Consider the following 18051-nt stretch of genomic DNA (forward strand, 5'->3'; position numbering starts at 1 on the left):
GTATTTAACAGTTATAGAATAGTTTAATTTAATCTTATTTTCATAAATATATTTTAATTAGTTGTTTTAACTATAAGCTTTAAAATATTTGTTTTATTAGCAATTAGTATACATTAAGGATACTATGTATTATCATATTATTTCATCTGATTTAGACGGAACATTATTATCTCCAGAATATCATTTGACTGAGTATACAAAAAATGTGATTCAAACGTTAGTTAAAAAAGGAATTTATTTTGTAATAGCAACAGGTAGACATTATTCCGAAGCATATAAAATTAGAGAAAATTTGGGTGTTTCAGCTTGTCTTATTACTTCGAATGGGGCAAGAATTTATGATTTTAATGATAAATTAGTATATAGTTGCGATCTTGATAAAAAAATTGTATTAAAGCTAATTCAAATATTATCCTTGGATAAAGATGTATTAGTTCAATTATATTCTCATAATAATTGGTATATAAATAGTAATTATAATAATAGTTCGAAATTTTTTTTATCATTAGATTTTAAATATAAATTATTTAATTACAAATATTTGCAACATCAAAACATTAGTAAAATATTTTTTACAAGTAATAATTTCAAAAAATTGTTTCTTTTAGAAAATTATATTAATTGTCAATTTAAAAATTTAGTAAATGTTAATTTTTCTTGTTCTTCTTGTTTAGAAGTGACAGGTTACAAAGCTTCTAAAGGACACGGTCTAAAATTAGTATCTAGTTTATTAGGATTTTCATTGGAAAATTGTTTATCTTTTGGAGATGGAATGAATGATAAGGATATGTTAGAAATTTCTGGAAAAGGATGCATCGTAAAAAATGGATGTTCTATTTTAAAAAGATGTCTTCCTCACATTGAAACTATTGGCAGTAATGCAGAAGATGGAGTAGCTTGTTATTTACATAAATTGTTTTTAAACTAATTGGATATACAAGTAATATTCGTACATTGAGCTTTATTAGTTTTAATTAATAGTAGATAATTTATAGTAAATTTTTAATTTTGCAAAAGTTTTGAATTTATTAAAATATTTTGTCTTATTTGATAAATTAACAGATCTTAATTTTATCAATTGACATTGATTATATGTACATTAATACCATTAAACTTAGAATATTAATATTTTAAAATTTTTATTTTTAACGTTTTAATATACTTTGGATGTTTATATAAGTTACAAATTATTGTTTTGAATGGTATTTTAATTTCGTGGTATTTTGAACATGTGTATAGGGGTTAGTCATTATATGAATGTCATGAGTCATACACTAGGTTTTCCTAGAATTGGTATAAAACGTGAATTAAAAATTGCACAAGAAAATTATTGGTCTGGAAAGATTTCTGAAGACGAGTTATTATCAGTTGGAAAAATGTTAAGGCGTCGTCATTGGGATCAGCAAAAGCAAGCTGGTATTGATTTCATTCCTGTAGGTGATTTTGCTTGGTATGATCATGTTTTAGGAATGACTATGTTGTTAGGAAATGTACCGAAAAGACACAAAAATAAAAATGGTATTTTTGATTTAAACACTTTATTTCGCGTCGCTCGCGGATGTTCTGTTAATCAAGACTTAATACTCGCGTCAGATATGACAAAATGGTTTGATACTAATTATCATTATATAGTTCCTGAGTTTGTAAAAGATACAGAATTTAATTTATCTTGGATGCAATTACTAGAAGAAGTCGATGAAGCTTTATTATTATATGATAATGTTAAACCTGTAATTTTGGGACCATTAACTTATTTATGGTTAGGAAAAATAAAAGGTTCTTATTTTGATAAATTAAATTTACTAAAAAAAATTATTCCAGTTTATCAGGTACTTTTATTGAAGCTTAAAAAGAAAAATATTATGTGGGTTCAAATTGATGAACCTATTTTAGCATTAGAATTACCAGAAAAATGGAAAAGATCTTTTTATTCTGTTTATGAAAGTTTATTAGGTTATAGTAAAATATTGTTAACTACTTATTTTGGAAGTATTAATCATAATTTAGATATAATATGTAAGTTACCTGTACAGGGTTTACATGTAGATTTAATATCTGGAAAGTGTAATTTATCTTTGTTGAATTCTCAAATTCCTGAAGAGTGGTTAGTATCTTTAGGTGTAATAAATGGAAGAAATATTTGGCGTACAGATTTAGTACAATGGTTTGTAAAATTAAAGTCATTTTTAATGTTTAGAAAAGAAGTATGGATATCTTCTTCTTGTTCATTATTACATTCTCCTATTGATCTTGAGTATGAAAGTTCTTTAAATTTAGAAATTAAGGATTGGTTTTCTTTTTCTTTACAAAAATGTAAAGAATTATTTTTGTTAAGAAATGCATTAAATAATAATATTATAGATGAAATAAAAACATGGAGTGAGCCAATTTATGCTCGCAGTAATTCACGTTTAGTGAATAATATTTTAGTACAAGCTAGAGTTAATGAATTATCGCAATATGATAATAAGAGGAAAAGCGTATATTCTGTTAGGAATAAACATCAGAAAATAAAGCTAAATTTGCCTGTTCTTCCAACTACTACTATAGGTTCTTTTCCACAAACAGAAGAAATAAGACAGTTACGATTTAATTTTAAAACAGGGAAGATAGGTCATAAAGAATATCAGAATGAGTTACGTAAACATATATCGTTAGCTATTACTATTCAAGAAAATTTAGATCTCGACGTTTTAGTACACGGTGAATTTGAAAGAAATGATATGGTAGAGTATTTTGGTGAAAATTTAAATGGTTTCGCGTTTACCGAAAACGGTTGGGTTCAAAGTTATGGATCAAGATGTGTGAAACCACCTATTATTATCGGAGATATTAGCCGTTCTAAATCGATTACTGTGGAATGGATTACATATGCACAATCTTTAACCAAAAAACCAGTAAAAGGCATGTTAACTGGTCCTATAACTATTTTATGTTGGTCTTTTTTAAGAGAAGATTTGTCTAAAGAAGATATAGCAAAACAAATAGCGTTATCTTTACGTGATGAAGTATTAGAATTGGAAAGTCAAGGAATCGGTATTATTCAGATTGACGAACCAGCTTTAAGAGAAGGTTTACCATTACGTCGTAGTTTATGGAATCAGTATTTTTCTTGGGCAATTGAGTCTTTTCGATTAACTTATTCTGGTGTAAGGGATGATACACAAATTCATACGCATATGTGTTATTGTGAATTTAATGATATCATGGATGCTATTGTTTTATTGGATGTAGATGTCATTACTATTGAAACATCACGTTCTGATATGGAATTATTGGAATTTTTTAAAAATTTTGAGTATCCTAATGAGATTGGTCCAGGTGTATATGATGTTCATTCACCTAATGTACCTAATGTACAATGGATGATTTCGTTATTAAGAAAAGCTATAAATCATATTCCAATACAGAGATTGTGGATTAATCCTGATTGTGGGTTAAAAACTAGAAATTGGGAAGTTACTAAACTAGCATTAAAGAATATGGTTAAAGCAGCAAAGATTATTAGAAAAGATTATAGTTAGAATTCATATGATTAAAAAAACGATGTTGTTGCTAAACATCGTTTTTTTAATCATATTGGTTTATTTTAATTTTATGATTTTAAAAATATAACTTTTTTATTTTTAGTTGTTTTGACACGTGACTATTATTTGTACAATTAACATTATTTACTACAATATTTATTTTTAATTTTTTATTGAAAATTATGTTTAATTAGTAGTTTATGTCTTAATTTTTGTTTGAATTGATTTTTTGAACTTATTTTATAAGTTTAATAAAACGCATACAATTTTAAAGTCGATTTTAATAATTATATAATGATGCTAAATAAAGGAAGTGAATAACATGATTATATTTTAGGGTTGTTGTTTTATTGAAAATAATATTGAATTATTTATATTAGTATAAAGTGTTACAAGTTTATTCAATATTTTGGCTTTGTTCTCTAATTTGTTCGATTAATACTTTGATTTCTATTACAGAAGAATGAATATCAAAATGTGAAGATTTAGAAGATAACGTATTAATTTCTCGATTTAATTCTTGCATAATAAAATCTAGTTTTCTTCCAATTGGTTCTTTATTTTCTAGTATAGAAAAAGTTTTTAAAACATGTATCTCGATTCTGTCTAGTTCTTCTGAAATATCGGTCTTTTGTATTATAAAAAATAATTCTTGATTTAGTCTATTTGGATCAATGTCTATTTTTAGTTCTTCTATTTTGTCTGAGATCTTTTGTTTTTGCCATTTTATAATTTGAGTTATATTGTTTTTTATAGTTTTTACATTGTTTTGTATGAAAAACAATTTTGTTTCTATTAATTTTTTAAGATTAATTCCTTCATTTTTTCTAAAATTTAATAATCTTTTTATAGTTTTTTTTAATAATCCCGGTAATTCAGAAGAAATTTGGTCTATATTATCATTTTTTGAATTTATTACTCCTGGCCAGTTTAATAAATCAATTATGTTTATTATTCCATTTGGTACATTTAATTTAATATATTTAATATGTTTTACTAATTGTTTTACTAAAGTGGTATTAATAGATTTGTTTGGAATCGCATATTTATTAGATTCAAATTGTAAATTGCATTCTATTTTCCCTCGGTTCAAATTAGATCTAATATGTTGACGGATCCATGGTTCTAGTTCTCTAAATTCTTCTGATAACCTAAGATTAATTTCTAAATAACGATGATTAAATGAACGAATCTCAAAAATGGCGCTACCCCATGCTCTGTTAATTTTTTCTTTTGCATAGCCTGTCATGCTATAAATCATAACTTAAACCTCTTTAAATCTTAGTGTTAACAAAGATCTTTTTATATATAAATGTATCATCTAAATTGATAGTTTTTTAGTGTTTAAAATATCTTTTGTTTGAAAAAATCATAGAAATATTATGTTTGTTAACAGACGAAATTATTTCTTTATCTCTTATAGATCCTCCAGGCTGAATAATGCAAGAAGTTCCTTGTGTAGCAAGGACGTCAATACTATCTTTAAATGGAAAAAAAGCGTCAGATGCAACAATAGATTTTTTCAGGTTTATCTTTTTATCTTTGGCTTTCATTACTGCAACTTTAATGGCATCAATACGACTAGTTTGTCCTGCTCCAATGCTTATTGTTTTTAAGTCTCGAACGCATACTATAGCATTAGATTTTAGATATTTGACAATTTTTAAGGCAAATGTAGCATCATATATCTCTTTTTGCGTTGGTTGCTTGTTACTAACTATTTTCCAATCTTTATGATTTATGTCATTATAAGAATTGGTTTGTAATAAGAATGCTGTATTTATTGATTTTATGTCTAACTTGTTTACTTTTTGATATTTATCGCAATATTTTAATATTCTTATATTTTTCTTTTTAGAAAATATATTTAGTGCTGAATCAGTGATATCTGGAATTGCAATTAGTTCTACAAATTGTTGATTTACTATAGTTTCTGCTGTTTTTTTATGTATCGTACTATTAAAAGCAATTATTCCCCCAAATGATGAGATAGGATCTGACTCGTAAGCAGATAAATAGGCAGAAAGATCATTATTTGAAATCGCTACTCCACATGGGTTTCCATGTTTTATTATTGCGCAGGCTGGATCTTTAAATTCTTGAACGCAAGATATAGCTATGTCAACATCAGACATATTATTATAAGATAAAGTTTTTCCTTGCATTTGGATAACATTATAATTATAAGATAAATTTGTGTACAATCCTGCTTGTTGATGTTTATTTTCTCCATATGCTAGATCTTGCTTTTTTTTAAATATGTAATTTAAATAATTAGGAAAAGTATTAGAAGAAGAATTTTTGTTATTTAGGTTTGAAAAATGTTCTACTATACTATAATCGTAATTAAAGACATATTGAAGAGCAGTATAAGCTAATTTTATACGTGTTTTGTGTGAAATTTGATTATTGTTTTTATTTAGTTCTTTAAGAATGTTACAATAATCATTGTTATTAGTTGCAATAGTAACGTGGTTGTAGTTTTTTGCAGAAGCTCGAACTATAGTTGGCCCTCCGATATCAATAAATTCAAGTATGTCATCAAAATTTGTGTTTTTCTTATTTAACATTTGAACAAATGGATAAAAATTTATTACAACTAAATCCATTTGAACTATTTGATATTTGTTTAATGTATCTTGATCTTGTTCTGGGCGTGCTAGTATTCCAGCATATATTTTATGATGGAGTGTTTTAACTCTTCCGCACATGATTTCAGGAAAATTAGTATATTTAGAAATATTGGTTGATTTTATTCCTGCATTTTTTAATGCTTTTCTAGTTCCAGATGTAGAAAATAAATTGATTTTCTTTTGAGTAAGTTTCCTAGCAAATTCTATAATTCCAGTTTTATCAAAGACACTGATTAACGCATTTCGTATTATTGTATTTTTTTTCATATTTTATGTTTATTACAATTTTATTGATATGAATTTATATTAAAATGTAACTTTATTATTTTTGAGAACGTATTAATATAAATGTTAGTATTTTATGTATTTTGTATATTAATTATTATATTGAAACATTTTGTACTATTTTAGTGTTATAGTATGTATGGTTGATATAATTATAATTAGTGTTTATATTTTTGTCTGAATTGTAATGTTTTTCTAATTAATAATTAATGGTACATTTTATTTATAATAATAGCTTTTAAACAGTTAAATAGTTAATTTTAAAAATCATTATTATGTTGTTAGTTAATCGATATCAATTAATAATATGTTTAAGTTCTCTAAATTTTGAATTTTGTTTTTTTAAATTATATATGTTTTATATGAAGCATAAATTTAGTAGTAGTTCTAATAATTCAAATAAATGTTTTAATAATGGTGTGAAATTTGTGATTTTTTAATTTGAAAAAAGATTATATCAAGTAACTTTTTATAATATGTTTAATATGTTTTACATGAAAATATTGATTGTAATTTGAATTAATTTGTTTTTTATAAAATAAATATAAAAAACAAACATTTAAATACACAGTAAATGTTTGTTTTTTATTAAAATTCATAAAGTAGAATTTAACAATTCTGATAAATTAGCAGATGCTTCTTCTGCGCTAATAGAAGGTGACAAATTAGAATTTATATTTTCTTTTCGACGATGATTCAACCGTTTCTTATGATAAGCATATCCTGTTCCTGCAGGAATTAAACGTCCTACAATAACATTTTCTTTTAGTCCTCTTAGTTCGTCTTTTTTTCCTGCTACTGCTGATTCAGTTAATACTCTTGTTGTTTCTTGAAAAGAGGCTGCAGATATAAATGATTCTGTTGCAAGAGAAGCTTTGGTAATACCTAATAAATCTCTAGAAAATGTTGCTAATGTTTTTCTTTTATCTTGAAGTTTTTGATTTGATATCTTTATTCGAGAATATTCTACTTGTTCTCCATTTAAAAATTCTGAATTTCCAGATTGAATAATTGTAGCTTTTCGTAACATTTGTCTGATTATAACTTCAATATGTTTATCATTGATTTTAACTCCTTGAAGACGATATACTTCTTGTACTTCGTTTACAATGTATTTTGTTACAGCTTGAATTCCTCTTAATCTTAAAATGTCATGAGGTGATTCTGGTCCATCAGATATAATGTCACCTTTTTCTACTCTTTCTCCTTCAAATACGTTTAATTGTCTCCATTTTGGAATCATTTCCTCGTAAGGATTATTTCCGTCATATGGTGTAATAATTAATCTTCTTTTTCCTTTAGTATTTTTTCCGAAAGAAATAAAACCACTAATTTCAGCTAAAATGGCTAGTTCTTTAGGACGACGTGCTTCGAAAAGGTCTGCTACTCGTGGTAATCCTCCAGTAATATCTTTAGTTCCTCCTGATTCTTGAGGTATCCTAGCTAAAGTGTCTCCTGATCTAATTTGAGCATTATTTTCAACTTGTACTATAGCCTTTCCTGGTAAGAAATATTGTGCTGGCATATCGGTATCAGTAATTAAAACATCAGTATTATCAGCATTAATAATTTTTAACGATGGTCTTAAATCTTTTCCCAGTGTTGTTCGTTCTGATGTATCAAGTATTACTATAGATGTTAGACCTGTTAGTTCATCGGTTTGTCTAGTAATACTTTGTCCGTCGATCATGTCAATGAATTTAATATATCCGTTTACTTCAGAAATTACTGGAATAGTATGGGGATCCCATTTCGCTACTATTTCTCCTGGTTGTACCTTTTCTTTGTTTTGTTTAGCTATTATAGAACCGTATGGCACTTTATAACTTTCTTTTGTTCTTTTAACTTCATCAATAATTTTTAATTCAACATTACGTGAAGTAATTATTATTTTTCCTTCAGAGTTAATTACGGATTTAGCATTATTGAGTTTTATTATTCCAAAATTTTTAACTTGTATATTAGATTCTGTAGCTATTCTTGAAGCAGCACCTCCAATATGAAAAGTACGCATTGTAAGTTGTGTGCCTGGTTCTCCAATAGATTGTGCAGCAATTACTCCAATTGCTTCACCTTTTTCAACTATTTTTCCTCTAGCTAAATCTCTTCCATAACACTGAGCACAAACACCAAAATTTGTTTCACAATTTACTACTGATCTTACCCTCACACTATCTATAGAATATTTTTCTAAAGTATCACACCATTTTTCATTTAGTAGCGTGTTTCTAGGTATTAATATATTAGTAGAATAAGATTCTAAAATGTTATTTGCTGTAACACGACCTAAAACTTTTTCTCTTAATGGTTCTTTAATATCTCCTCCTTCTATGACAGCAGTCATAATAATACCTTCATGTGTATTGCAATCATCTTCAGTAACTACTAGGTCTTGAGCGACGTCAACTAAACGACGAGTTAAATATCCTGAGTTTGCAGTTTTTAAAGCAGTGTCAGCTAATCCTTTTCTTGCACCATGAGTAGAAATAAAATATTGTAATACATTTAATCCTTCTCTAAAATTTGCTGTAATAGGTGTTTCAATAATGGAACCGTCTGGTTTTGCCATTAATCCTCTCATTCCAGCTAATTGTCTAATTTGAGCTGTTGATCCTCTTGCACCAGAATCCGCCATCATAAAGATATTGTTAAAAGAAATTTGTTGTACTACTTTTCCTTTTTTGTTAATCACAGATTCTGTAGATAAATTTTTCATCATTGCTTTTGCAACACGTTCGTTAGCTGCTGCCCAAATGTCAATAACTTTGTTATATCTTTCTCCAGAAGTGACAAGTCCTGATTGAAATTGATCTTGTATTTCAGCTACTTCAATTTCAGCTTCTGTTATGATATCGGCTTTTTTCGTTGGAATCATCATGTCGTCAATTCCTACTGATGCACCGGATCGTGCAGCATAAGCGAATCCTGTATACATAATTTGATCAGCGAAATTTACAGTTGATTTTAAACCTAAGATACGATAGCAGATATTAAGCATAGTAGAAATAGATTTCTTACCTAATATTTGATTGACTATAGAGAAAGGTAATCCTTTTGGAACAATCATCCATAGAATTGCTCTTCCTATAGTAGTGTTTACAATTTTTTTTGTTTGCACAAATGTTTTGTTTTCTTTAAGAACATATTCTGATATTCTTGTTTTTACTTTAGCATGAAGTTCAGCTAATCCCATTCGATATACTCTTTCTGCTTCCTTTGGATCGTTTAGTATCATGCCTTCTCCTTTTACATTAATTTTTTCTCGAGTCATATAATAAAGTCCTAATACGACGTCTTGAGAAGGTACGATAATAGGTTCTCCATTAGCAGGTGATAGAATGTTATTAATAGACATCATTAATGAGCGTGCTTCTAGTTGTGCTTCTAATGTTAGAGGAACGTGTACTGCCATTTGATCTCCATCAAAATCTGCATTATATGCTGCACATACTAATGGATGTAATTGTATAGCTTTGCCTTCAACTAGTACTGGTTCGAAAGCTTGAATACCTAATCGATGTAAAGTAGGTGCTCGATTTAACAATACCGGATGTTCTCGAATAACATCATCTAATATATCCCAAACGATCGGTTCTTCGCGTTCCACCATTTTTTTAGCTGATTTGATTGTAGTAGCTAATCCTTTTATTTCTAATTTTCCATAGATAAATGGTTTGAATAGTTCTAACGCCATTTTTTTAGGTAAACCACATTGATGTAGATGTAAGTATGGTCCAACAGTAATTACAGATCTTCCTGAATAGTCTACTCTTTTTCCTAGCAAGTTTTGTCTAAATCTACCTTGTTTTCCCTTAATCATGTCAGAAAGTGATTTAAGTGGACGTTTATTTGACCCTGTTATAGCTCTTCCTCTTCTTCCATTATCTAATAATGCATCAACTGCTTCTTGTAACATTCTTTTTTCGTTTCTGATGATAATATCAGGTGCTGATAGTTCTAACAAACGTTTTAATCGGTTGTTTCTATTAATAACTCTACGATATAAATCGTTTAAATCTGATGTAGCGAATCGTCCTCCATCTAATGGAACTAATGGTCTAAGATCAGGTGGTAAAATAGGTAAGACAGTTAATATCATCCATTCGGGTTTGTTATGTGATTGTATGAATGATTCTAATAGTTTGATACGTTTTGTTAATTTTTTTCGTTTAGTTTCAGAATTACTATTTTTCAGTTCTTGTCTTAAAATTTCGCATTCTTGTATTAAGTTCATATTAATTAATAATGATTGTATAGCTTCTGCACCCATTTGTGCATTAAATTCGTTTCCATGTTCTTCTAATGCATTTAAATATTGTTCTTCAGTTAAGATTTGACGTTTTTCAAGATTTGTAATTCCTTCTTCGATTACTACATATGATTCAAAGTAAAGAACTCTTTCAATATCTCGTAATGGCATATCTAATAATAATCCAATTCTTGAAGGTAATGATTTTAAAAACCAAATATGCGCGATAGGTGAAGCTAATTCAATGTGCCCCATGCGTTCCCTTCTGACTTTGCTTTGGGTAACTTCAACACCACATTTTTCGCAGATTACTCCACGATGTTTTAATCTTTTATATTTTCCACATAAGCATTCGTAGTCTTTTACTGGACCAAAAATGCGTGCACAAAATAATCCGTTTCTTTCCGGTTTAAATGTTCTATAATTAATAGTTTCTGGTTTTTTAACTTCTCCAAACGACCAAGAACGAATCATATCTGGGGAGGCGAGTGCAATTTTAATTGCATCAAATTCATCAGTTTTAATTTGTGATTTTAAAAATTTTAATAAATCTTTCACGAATTAGTTCCCGTAGAAGTGAAATATTTGAAGATAACTATATTTAATTAATAAAAATTTTGATGAAATAAGTATCAATAATTGTATTATTAATCATGTTCTAGTTCGATGTTAATACCTAATGATCTAATTTCTTTTAACAAAACATTAAAAGATTCAGGCATTCCTGGTTCCATTTTATAGTTTCCATCTACTATATTTTTGTACATTTTAGTTCTTCCGTTAACATCATCAGATTTTACTGTTAACATTTCTTGTAAAGTGTAGGCAGCACCATAAGCTTCTAATGCCCATACTTCCATTTCTCCAAATCTTTGTCCTCCAAATTGAGCTTTTCCTCCTAGTGGTTGTTGAGTAACTAAACTATAAGATCCAGTAGATCTTGCATGCATTTTATCGTCAACAAGATGGTTTAGTTTCAACATGTACATATATCCTACAGTGACTGGTCTTTCAAATTTTTCTCCAGTGCGTCCATCAAAGAGTGATATTTGTCCAGAATCTGGTAAATTGGCTAATTTTAATAGCTCTTTTATCTCGTTTTCTCTCGCTCCATCGAAAACAGGTGTTGCTATTGGCATCCCTTTTTTAAAATTTTTTGCTAAGCATAATACTTCATCATCAGAAAAATGTGTTAAATCAACCTTTTGTCTAGTATGTTCGCCTAAATTAAAGGCTTTTTGAATAAAATTTCTAATAGTTGTAATAGAATCTTTGTTTTTTAACATTAGGCTGATTTTATCTCCTATTCCTTTTGATGCTAATCCTAGATGAGTTTCCAAAATCTGACCAATATTCATTCTGGATGGTACTCCTAGTGGATTTAGTACAATGTCTACAGGGACTCCATTTTGATCATAAGGCATATCTTCTATAGGATTTATTTTTGAAATCACTCCTTTATTTCCATGACGCCCAGCCATTTTGTCGCCTGGTTGTATTTGTCTTTTTACTGCTAAATAAACTTTAACAATTTTTAGTACTCCAGGAGTTAAATCATCTCCTTGAGTAATTTGTTTATGTTTAATTTCTAATTTCTTTTTGAATTCTTTTTTAAGATTATTGTACTGAGAAGATAATTGTACTAATTTTTTTTGATTTTTTTTATTATTTATAGAAACTTTTAACCACTCTTTTTTAGATAGTTGATTTAGATGTTTTATATTAATTCCTGATGATAGTAATACTGATTGTATCTGATTAAATAAACTTGATTCAAATATTTTAAATTCTTCTGTTAAATCTTTTTCAGCTTGTTGAAGTTGCATACTTTCGATTTTTAGTGCTCTATTATCTTTTTCTATTCCGTCTCTAGTAAATACTTGTACATCAATTACTGTACCGGATACTCCATTAGGAACTCGTAAAGATGAATCTTTAACATCTGAAGCTTTTTCTCCAAAGATAGCTCTTAACAATTTTTCTTCTGGTGTTAATTGTGTTTCGCCTTTCGGGGTTACCTTTCCAACTAGAATATCTCCTCCATTTACTTCAGCTCCAATGTATACAATTCCAGATTCATCTAATTTAGATAATGCAGATTCTCCTACGTTAGGTATGTCTGATGTAATTTCTTCGGATCCTAATTTTGTATCTCTAGAGATACAGGCTAGTTCTTGAATGTGAATTGTAGTGAATCTATCTTCTTGAACAACTTTCTCTGATACTAAGATGGAATCTTCAAAATTGTATCCATTCCAAGGCATAAAAGCTACACGCATGTTTTGTCCTAACGCTAATTCACCTAAGTCTGTTGACGGTCCATCTGCCAAAACGTCGTTTTTTTCTACTTTTTCTCCTAAAGATACACACGGTATTTGATTAATACACGTATTTTGATTAGATCTAGTGTATTTTGTAAGATTATAGATATCTATTCCTGCTTCTCCAGAGCATCTTTCTTCTTTATTAACTTTGATAACTATTCTGGATGCGTCTAAATATTTAATTATTCCTCCTCGTTTTGCTATTTCTGTTACTCCTGAGTCTACAGCTACAGTTCGTTCCATTCCAGTTCCTACTAATGGTTTATCTGATATGAGTGTTGGTACAGCTTGTCTTTGCATGTTAGCACCCATTAGAGCTCTGTTTGCGTCGTCATGTTCTAGAAATGGAATTAAAGATGCACCTACAGAAACTATTTGTTGAGTCGAGACGTCCATATAATTAACCTGATGTGGGTGAAATAGACTAGATTCACCCTTGTGTCTGCACGTTATTAAGTCGTCGACTAGATGTCCGTTCTTATCTAGATTGGTATTAGCTTGTGCAATGACAAAGTTTCCTTCTTCGATAGCAGAAAGGTATTCAATTTCATTTGTAATAGTGCCTTCTTTTACTTTTTGATAGGGTGTTTCTAAAAATCCGTATATATTTGTTCTTGCATATACAGACAAAGAATTTATTAAACCAATGTTAGGCCCTTCTGGAGTTTCAATAGGACATACTCTACCATAATGTGTAGGATGTACATCTCTTACTTCAAATCCTGCTCTTTCTCTAGTCAGTCCTCCTAAACCTAGTGCAGAAATACGGCGTTTATGTGTAATTTCTGATAACGGATTATTTTGATCCATAAATTGAGATAATTGACTAGATCCAAAAAATTCTTTTATAGCAGCTGAAATAGGTTTGGCGTTAATCATGTCTTGAGGCATAAGCATGTCTAAATCTCCTAGAGAAAGTCTTTCTTTGACAGCTCTTTCAACACGTATTAGTCCTATTCTAAATTGATTTTCTGCCATTTCTCCTACTGATCTTATTCGTCGGTTACCTAAATGATCAATATCATCAACGTCTCCTTTTCCATTTCTGATATCAATAAGTTTTTTTATTACATCAATAATATCTATTTTGTTTAGAACTCCTTTTCCTTCTATATTTGTTCTTAATAATGAACGGTTAAATTTCATGCGTCCAACAGGCGAAAGATCATATTTTTCTTCAGAAAAAAATAAGTTTTCAAATAGAGTTTCTGTGGCATCGCGTGTTGGAGGTTCACCAGGGCGCATCATTCTATAAATTTCAATTAATGCACTGGATCGATCATAAGTAGGATCTATCTTTAGTGTTTCGGAAATATATGGTCCGTGATCTAGATCATTTGTGAATATTGTTTTGATTTCAGAGTAATTATTTAACTTTAGTTTTTTTATTAGTTCGATATTTAATTCGGTGTTAGCATGTACGATAATTTCTTTGGTCTTTTTTTCATAATAGTTTTTTGCTGACACTTTTCCTATTAAATATTCTATGGGAACTTCTATGGAATTAACATTGTCTTTTTTTAGTAAATGAATATGTCGAGCAGTAATTCTCTGACCTTTTTTTATATAAATTTTATTATTGAAATTAATATCGAAAGTGGCAGTTTCGCCTCGCAATCTTGTTGGAATTAGTTCCATGATAATTTTTTTTGGAAGCATTTTGAAAGTATTATGTTTAAAAAATATGTTGAGAATTTCTTCTGTATTAAAACTGAGTGCTCTTAAAATAATACTTACAGGTAGTTTGCGTCTTCTATCAATTCGAATAAACAAGTTATCTTTTGGATCGAATTCAAAGTCTAACCATGATCCACGATATGGAATAATGCGTGCGTTATATAATACCTTTCCTGATGAATGTGTTTTTCCTTTATCGCTGTCGAAAAAAACTCCTGGACTACGATGTAATTGAGATACTACTACTCTTTCTGTACCATTAATTACAAATGTTCCGTTTTTTGTCATTAATGGAATTTCTCCCATATATACTTCTTGTTCTTTGACATGTTTAATTGTTTTTTCTAATGTTTCACGCTCGTAGATAATGAGACGAAGTTTTACACGTAATGGTACTGAATAAGTAGTTCCACGAATTTGACATTCTTTTACATCGAAAGTAGCATTACCTAGATAATATTCCACGTATTGTAATTCAGCATGACCATTGTAACTAGAAATAGGAAATATTGCACGAAATGCTGCTTCTAATCCATGTAATCCATTTGGGTCTTTTTCTATGAACTTTTGAAATGAATCAAGTTGAATAGAAAGTAGATATGGCACATTGAGTACTTGTGGACGTTTTCCGAAATCTTTACGAATACGTTTTTTTTCAGTGTAAGAGTAAATCATAGGACTCCTTTATTAGTCAGTCCATTGAGTTATTATTATGTTATTAGAAACAACTGCAGCAAATTTCAATCTTTTTAAAATATTTTTTATTATATGTTTTTATAAAATAAAAAATAATGAAATAGTTTTTATATGACTAAAGAACTCAATAAATATTGGAAGTTGATATAGCATTTCAAATAATTAAATAGGAAAAGGCTGGTGACTCAGAATCACCAGCGACTAATAAATATAATCTAGATCAATAGTTTAAAAATGTTTATTTAATTTCTATTTCAGCACCAGTTGCATCTAGTATTTTTTTTAAAGATTCAGCTTCTGTTTTAGTAATGTGTTCTTTTATAATAGTAGGAGCTGATTCTACTAGATCTTTTGCTTCTTTTAACCCTAAACCAGTAGAACTTCTTACAGCTTTTATTACTGATACTTTGTTTCCACCAATAGATTTTAATACAACATTAAATTCTGTTTTTTCTTCGATAGGTTCTATAGTTGCAGAAGATGTAGAACTAATAGATGTTTCGGCTGATACACCAAATTTTTTTTCCATATCAGAAATTAGTTCAATAACATTTTTTACTGACATTTCCGATATGGCTTCTAAAATTTGTTCTTTAGTAATAGACATAATTTTTGTTCCTAATAATATTTAAAAACAATTTTAAATATTATTTATAAAATATAAATTGCATTCTATTTTTTACTTTTTGATTTTTTTACAGATATGATGGTGCGTATTAATTTTGTTATAGCTATTTCTTTCATAAGTATCATTAATCGATTTATTATTTCATTGTATGTGGGTATATTTGCTAATGTATCAATATTGCATGCAGATAATATTTTTCCTTCAAAAACAGCTCCAATGATTTTGAAATTAACATTATTTATAGAAAATTCTTTAAATAATTTTGCAGCACTTCTTGGATGATCTATAGAATAACCGATTAATACTGGTCCAACTAATAATTTTTTTAAACATTCAAATTGTGTACCTTTAATACTTAAATTTATTAAGGTATTTTTAAAGACACCTAATTTTACACCTATTTTTCGAGCTAGTATTCGTAGTTCAGTTATTTTGTTTACTTTTATGTTTCTTGTATCAGCAACAACTATTGATAATGATTTTTTAATCGTATCATTGATTTTAGAAACAATTTCTTTTTTTTTTTGAAAATTTAGTATCATTAATTTTATACTCCTAAATTTAGTTTAAATTGCTCAAATAATTTCATTCTAAGAGAATAAAAATGAAAAAATCAATAATTTTGTTTACATTAATTTTGAACATTTCAACTTTTTTATTTAAGTAATAAAGAAATGATTAAAATCATATATTTTAAGATTTAGATAAAAAGTAAGCATTATTTAAATTTTTTAAAACTGAAAGTATTAGTTTAGATGTCAATTTTAGAAATGAACTTTTTATTATAGAGAATTTTTCTTTTATCGTAAAGTAAAAATGAATTAACTATTTAGTTTAAATTATTGTGGTCAATGTTTATTCCTAAACTCATGGTTGTAGCAAGAGTAATTTTTTTTATGAATGTTTTTTTTGAATTTGTAGGTTTTAGTTTGTATAAAGATGTTAATAAAGCATGTAAATTTTCTTTTATTTTTTTATTTATAAAATTGATTTTTCCTATTGTAGTATGTACTATTCCATTTTTATCATTTTTATAACTGATTTGACCACGTTTAACATTTTCAATTGTAGTTTTAATATCGTTAGTAGCTGTTCCTAGTTTTGGGTTAGGCATTAATCCTTTGGGTCCTAATATTGGTCCTAGTTGGTTTACAATATGCATTACATCAAGAGAGGCAATGGCAACGTCAAAGTTAATACCTTCTGTTTTTATTTTTTTTATTAAATCATGCAATCCTATATATTCTGCACCACACTTTTTTGCAATATTTATATTTTCTTCTTGAGTAAAGACTGCTACTTTTATAAGTTTTCCTGTGCCATGTGGTAATATAGCACTATTTCGAATATTTTGATTGGGTTTTTTAGGATCAATATTTAAATTAATAGATATGTCTACACTTTCATTAAATTTAGAAGTTGCCATTTTTTTAAGTAGTGTGATACATTCTTCAATGTTATAAATCTTTTCATGATTAATTAAGCTATGCATAACTTTCATTTTTTTTGTAAGTTTTTTCATTTTATTCTCCTTTTATAGTCAATCCCATAGAACGAGCGGTTCCTATAATAGATTTAGTCATGTTTTTGATATTAGATCCTGTCATATCAACTGCTTTCATTTGGGCGATATCTACTACTTGTTGATAGGTTATTTCTCCTACTTTTTCTTGACTTGGTTTAGAAGAGCCTGATTTAATACCTGCAGCTTTTTTTAATAGAATGGAAGCAGGTGGTGTTTTGGTAATAAATGAAAACGATCGATCTGAATACACAGTAATGATAGTAGGAATAGGTAATCCTTTTTCTAAATGATTGGTTTTTTCATTGAACGATTTGCAGAATTCCATAATATTTAAACCTTTTTGTCCCAATGCTGGTCCTACTGGAGGACTAGGATTAGCTGTACCTGCTGAAACTTGTAATTTTATATAAGTCTGAATTGTTTTAGCCATGATAAATTTTGCTCTATTTGTTAAACATATAGACACGGAGTTTTTACATTTTAAAAACATGAGGATAAGTATTATTA

General features: G+C 28.2%; 10 protein-coding genes. 2 read left to right on the forward strand and 8 right to left on the reverse strand.

Features of this window, described 5'->3' with window-relative positions:
- The first annotated feature begins 124 nt into the window (after window positions 1-124).
- Both U0T58_00130 and metE read left to right on the forward strand, forming a co-directional pair.
- Window positions 125-928 carry a Cof-type HAD-IIB family hydrolase gene (locus tag U0T58_00130; protein XBC42325.1) on the forward strand — a complete coding sequence of 268 codons (804 nt, stop codon included), beginning with the start codon at window positions 125-127 and terminating at the stop codon, window positions 926-928.
- 325 nt (window positions 929-1253) lie between these two features.
- Complete coding sequence (gene metE, locus U0T58_00135; protein ID XBC42326.1) at window positions 1254-3524, forward strand: 5-methyltetrahydropteroyltriglutamate--homocysteine S-methyltransferase; 2271 nt, start codon at window positions 1254-1256, stop codon at window positions 3522-3524.
- Between the two features lie 400 nt (window positions 3525-3924).
- Here the strand turns inward: metE and U0T58_00140 are convergent, their stop codons facing one another.
- The 8 genes from U0T58_00140 to rplK form a co-directional block, all read right to left on the reverse strand.
- Window positions 3925-4776 carry a YicC/YloC family endoribonuclease gene (locus tag U0T58_00140; protein ID XBC42327.1) on the reverse strand — a complete coding sequence of 284 codons (852 nt, stop codon included), beginning with the start codon at window positions 4774-4776 and terminating at the stop codon, window positions 3925-3927.
- 88 nt (window positions 4777-4864) lie between these two features.
- Entirely contained in the window at window positions 4865-6427 is a 1563-nt protein-coding gene (gene purH / locus U0T58_00145; protein ID XBC42328.1) for a bifunctional phosphoribosylaminoimidazolecarboxamide formyltransferase/IMP cyclohydrolase, read from the reverse strand.
- 613 nt (window positions 6428-7040) lie between these two features.
- Window positions 7041-11252 carry a DNA-directed RNA polymerase subunit beta' gene (gene rpoC, locus U0T58_00150; GenBank protein ID XBC42329.1) on the reverse strand — a complete coding sequence of 1404 codons (4212 nt, stop codon included), beginning with the start codon at window positions 11250-11252 and terminating at the stop codon, window positions 7041-7043.
- An 89-nt stretch (window positions 11253-11341) separates the two neighbouring features.
- Window positions 11342-15370, reverse strand: a complete 4029-nt coding sequence (gene rpoB / locus U0T58_00155; GenBank protein XBC42330.1) for a DNA-directed RNA polymerase subunit beta — start codon at window positions 15368-15370, stop codon at window positions 11342-11344.
- Between the two features lie 259 nt (window positions 15371-15629).
- A complete protein-coding gene (rplL, locus tag U0T58_00160) occupies window positions 15630-15998 on the reverse strand; it encodes a 50S ribosomal protein L7/L12 (GenBank protein XBC42331.1) in 369 nt (122 codons plus the stop codon).
- A 65-nt stretch (window positions 15999-16063) separates the two neighbouring features.
- Window positions 16064-16561 carry a 50S ribosomal protein L10 gene (rplJ, locus tag U0T58_00165; GenBank protein ID XBC42332.1) on the reverse strand — a complete coding sequence of 166 codons (498 nt, stop codon included), beginning with the start codon at window positions 16559-16561 and terminating at the stop codon, window positions 16064-16066.
- Window positions 16562-16848: 287 nt separating this feature from the next.
- A complete protein-coding gene (gene rplA / locus U0T58_00170; protein ID XBC42333.1) occupies window positions 16849-17541 on the reverse strand; it encodes a 50S ribosomal protein L1 in 693 nt (230 codons plus the stop codon).
- Window position 17542: 1 nt separating this feature from the next.
- Entirely contained in the window at window positions 17543-17974 is a 432-nt protein-coding gene (rplK, locus tag U0T58_00175; GenBank protein ID XBC42334.1) for a 50S ribosomal protein L11, read from the reverse strand.
- Window positions 17975-18051 lie beyond the last annotated feature (77 nt).

This window comes from Buchnera aphidicola (Meitanaphis elongallis) (genome assembly GCA_039830015.1).
Classification (GTDB): Bacteria; Pseudomonadota; Gammaproteobacteria; order Enterobacterales; family Enterobacteriaceae; genus Buchnera_B; species Buchnera_B aphidicola_AU.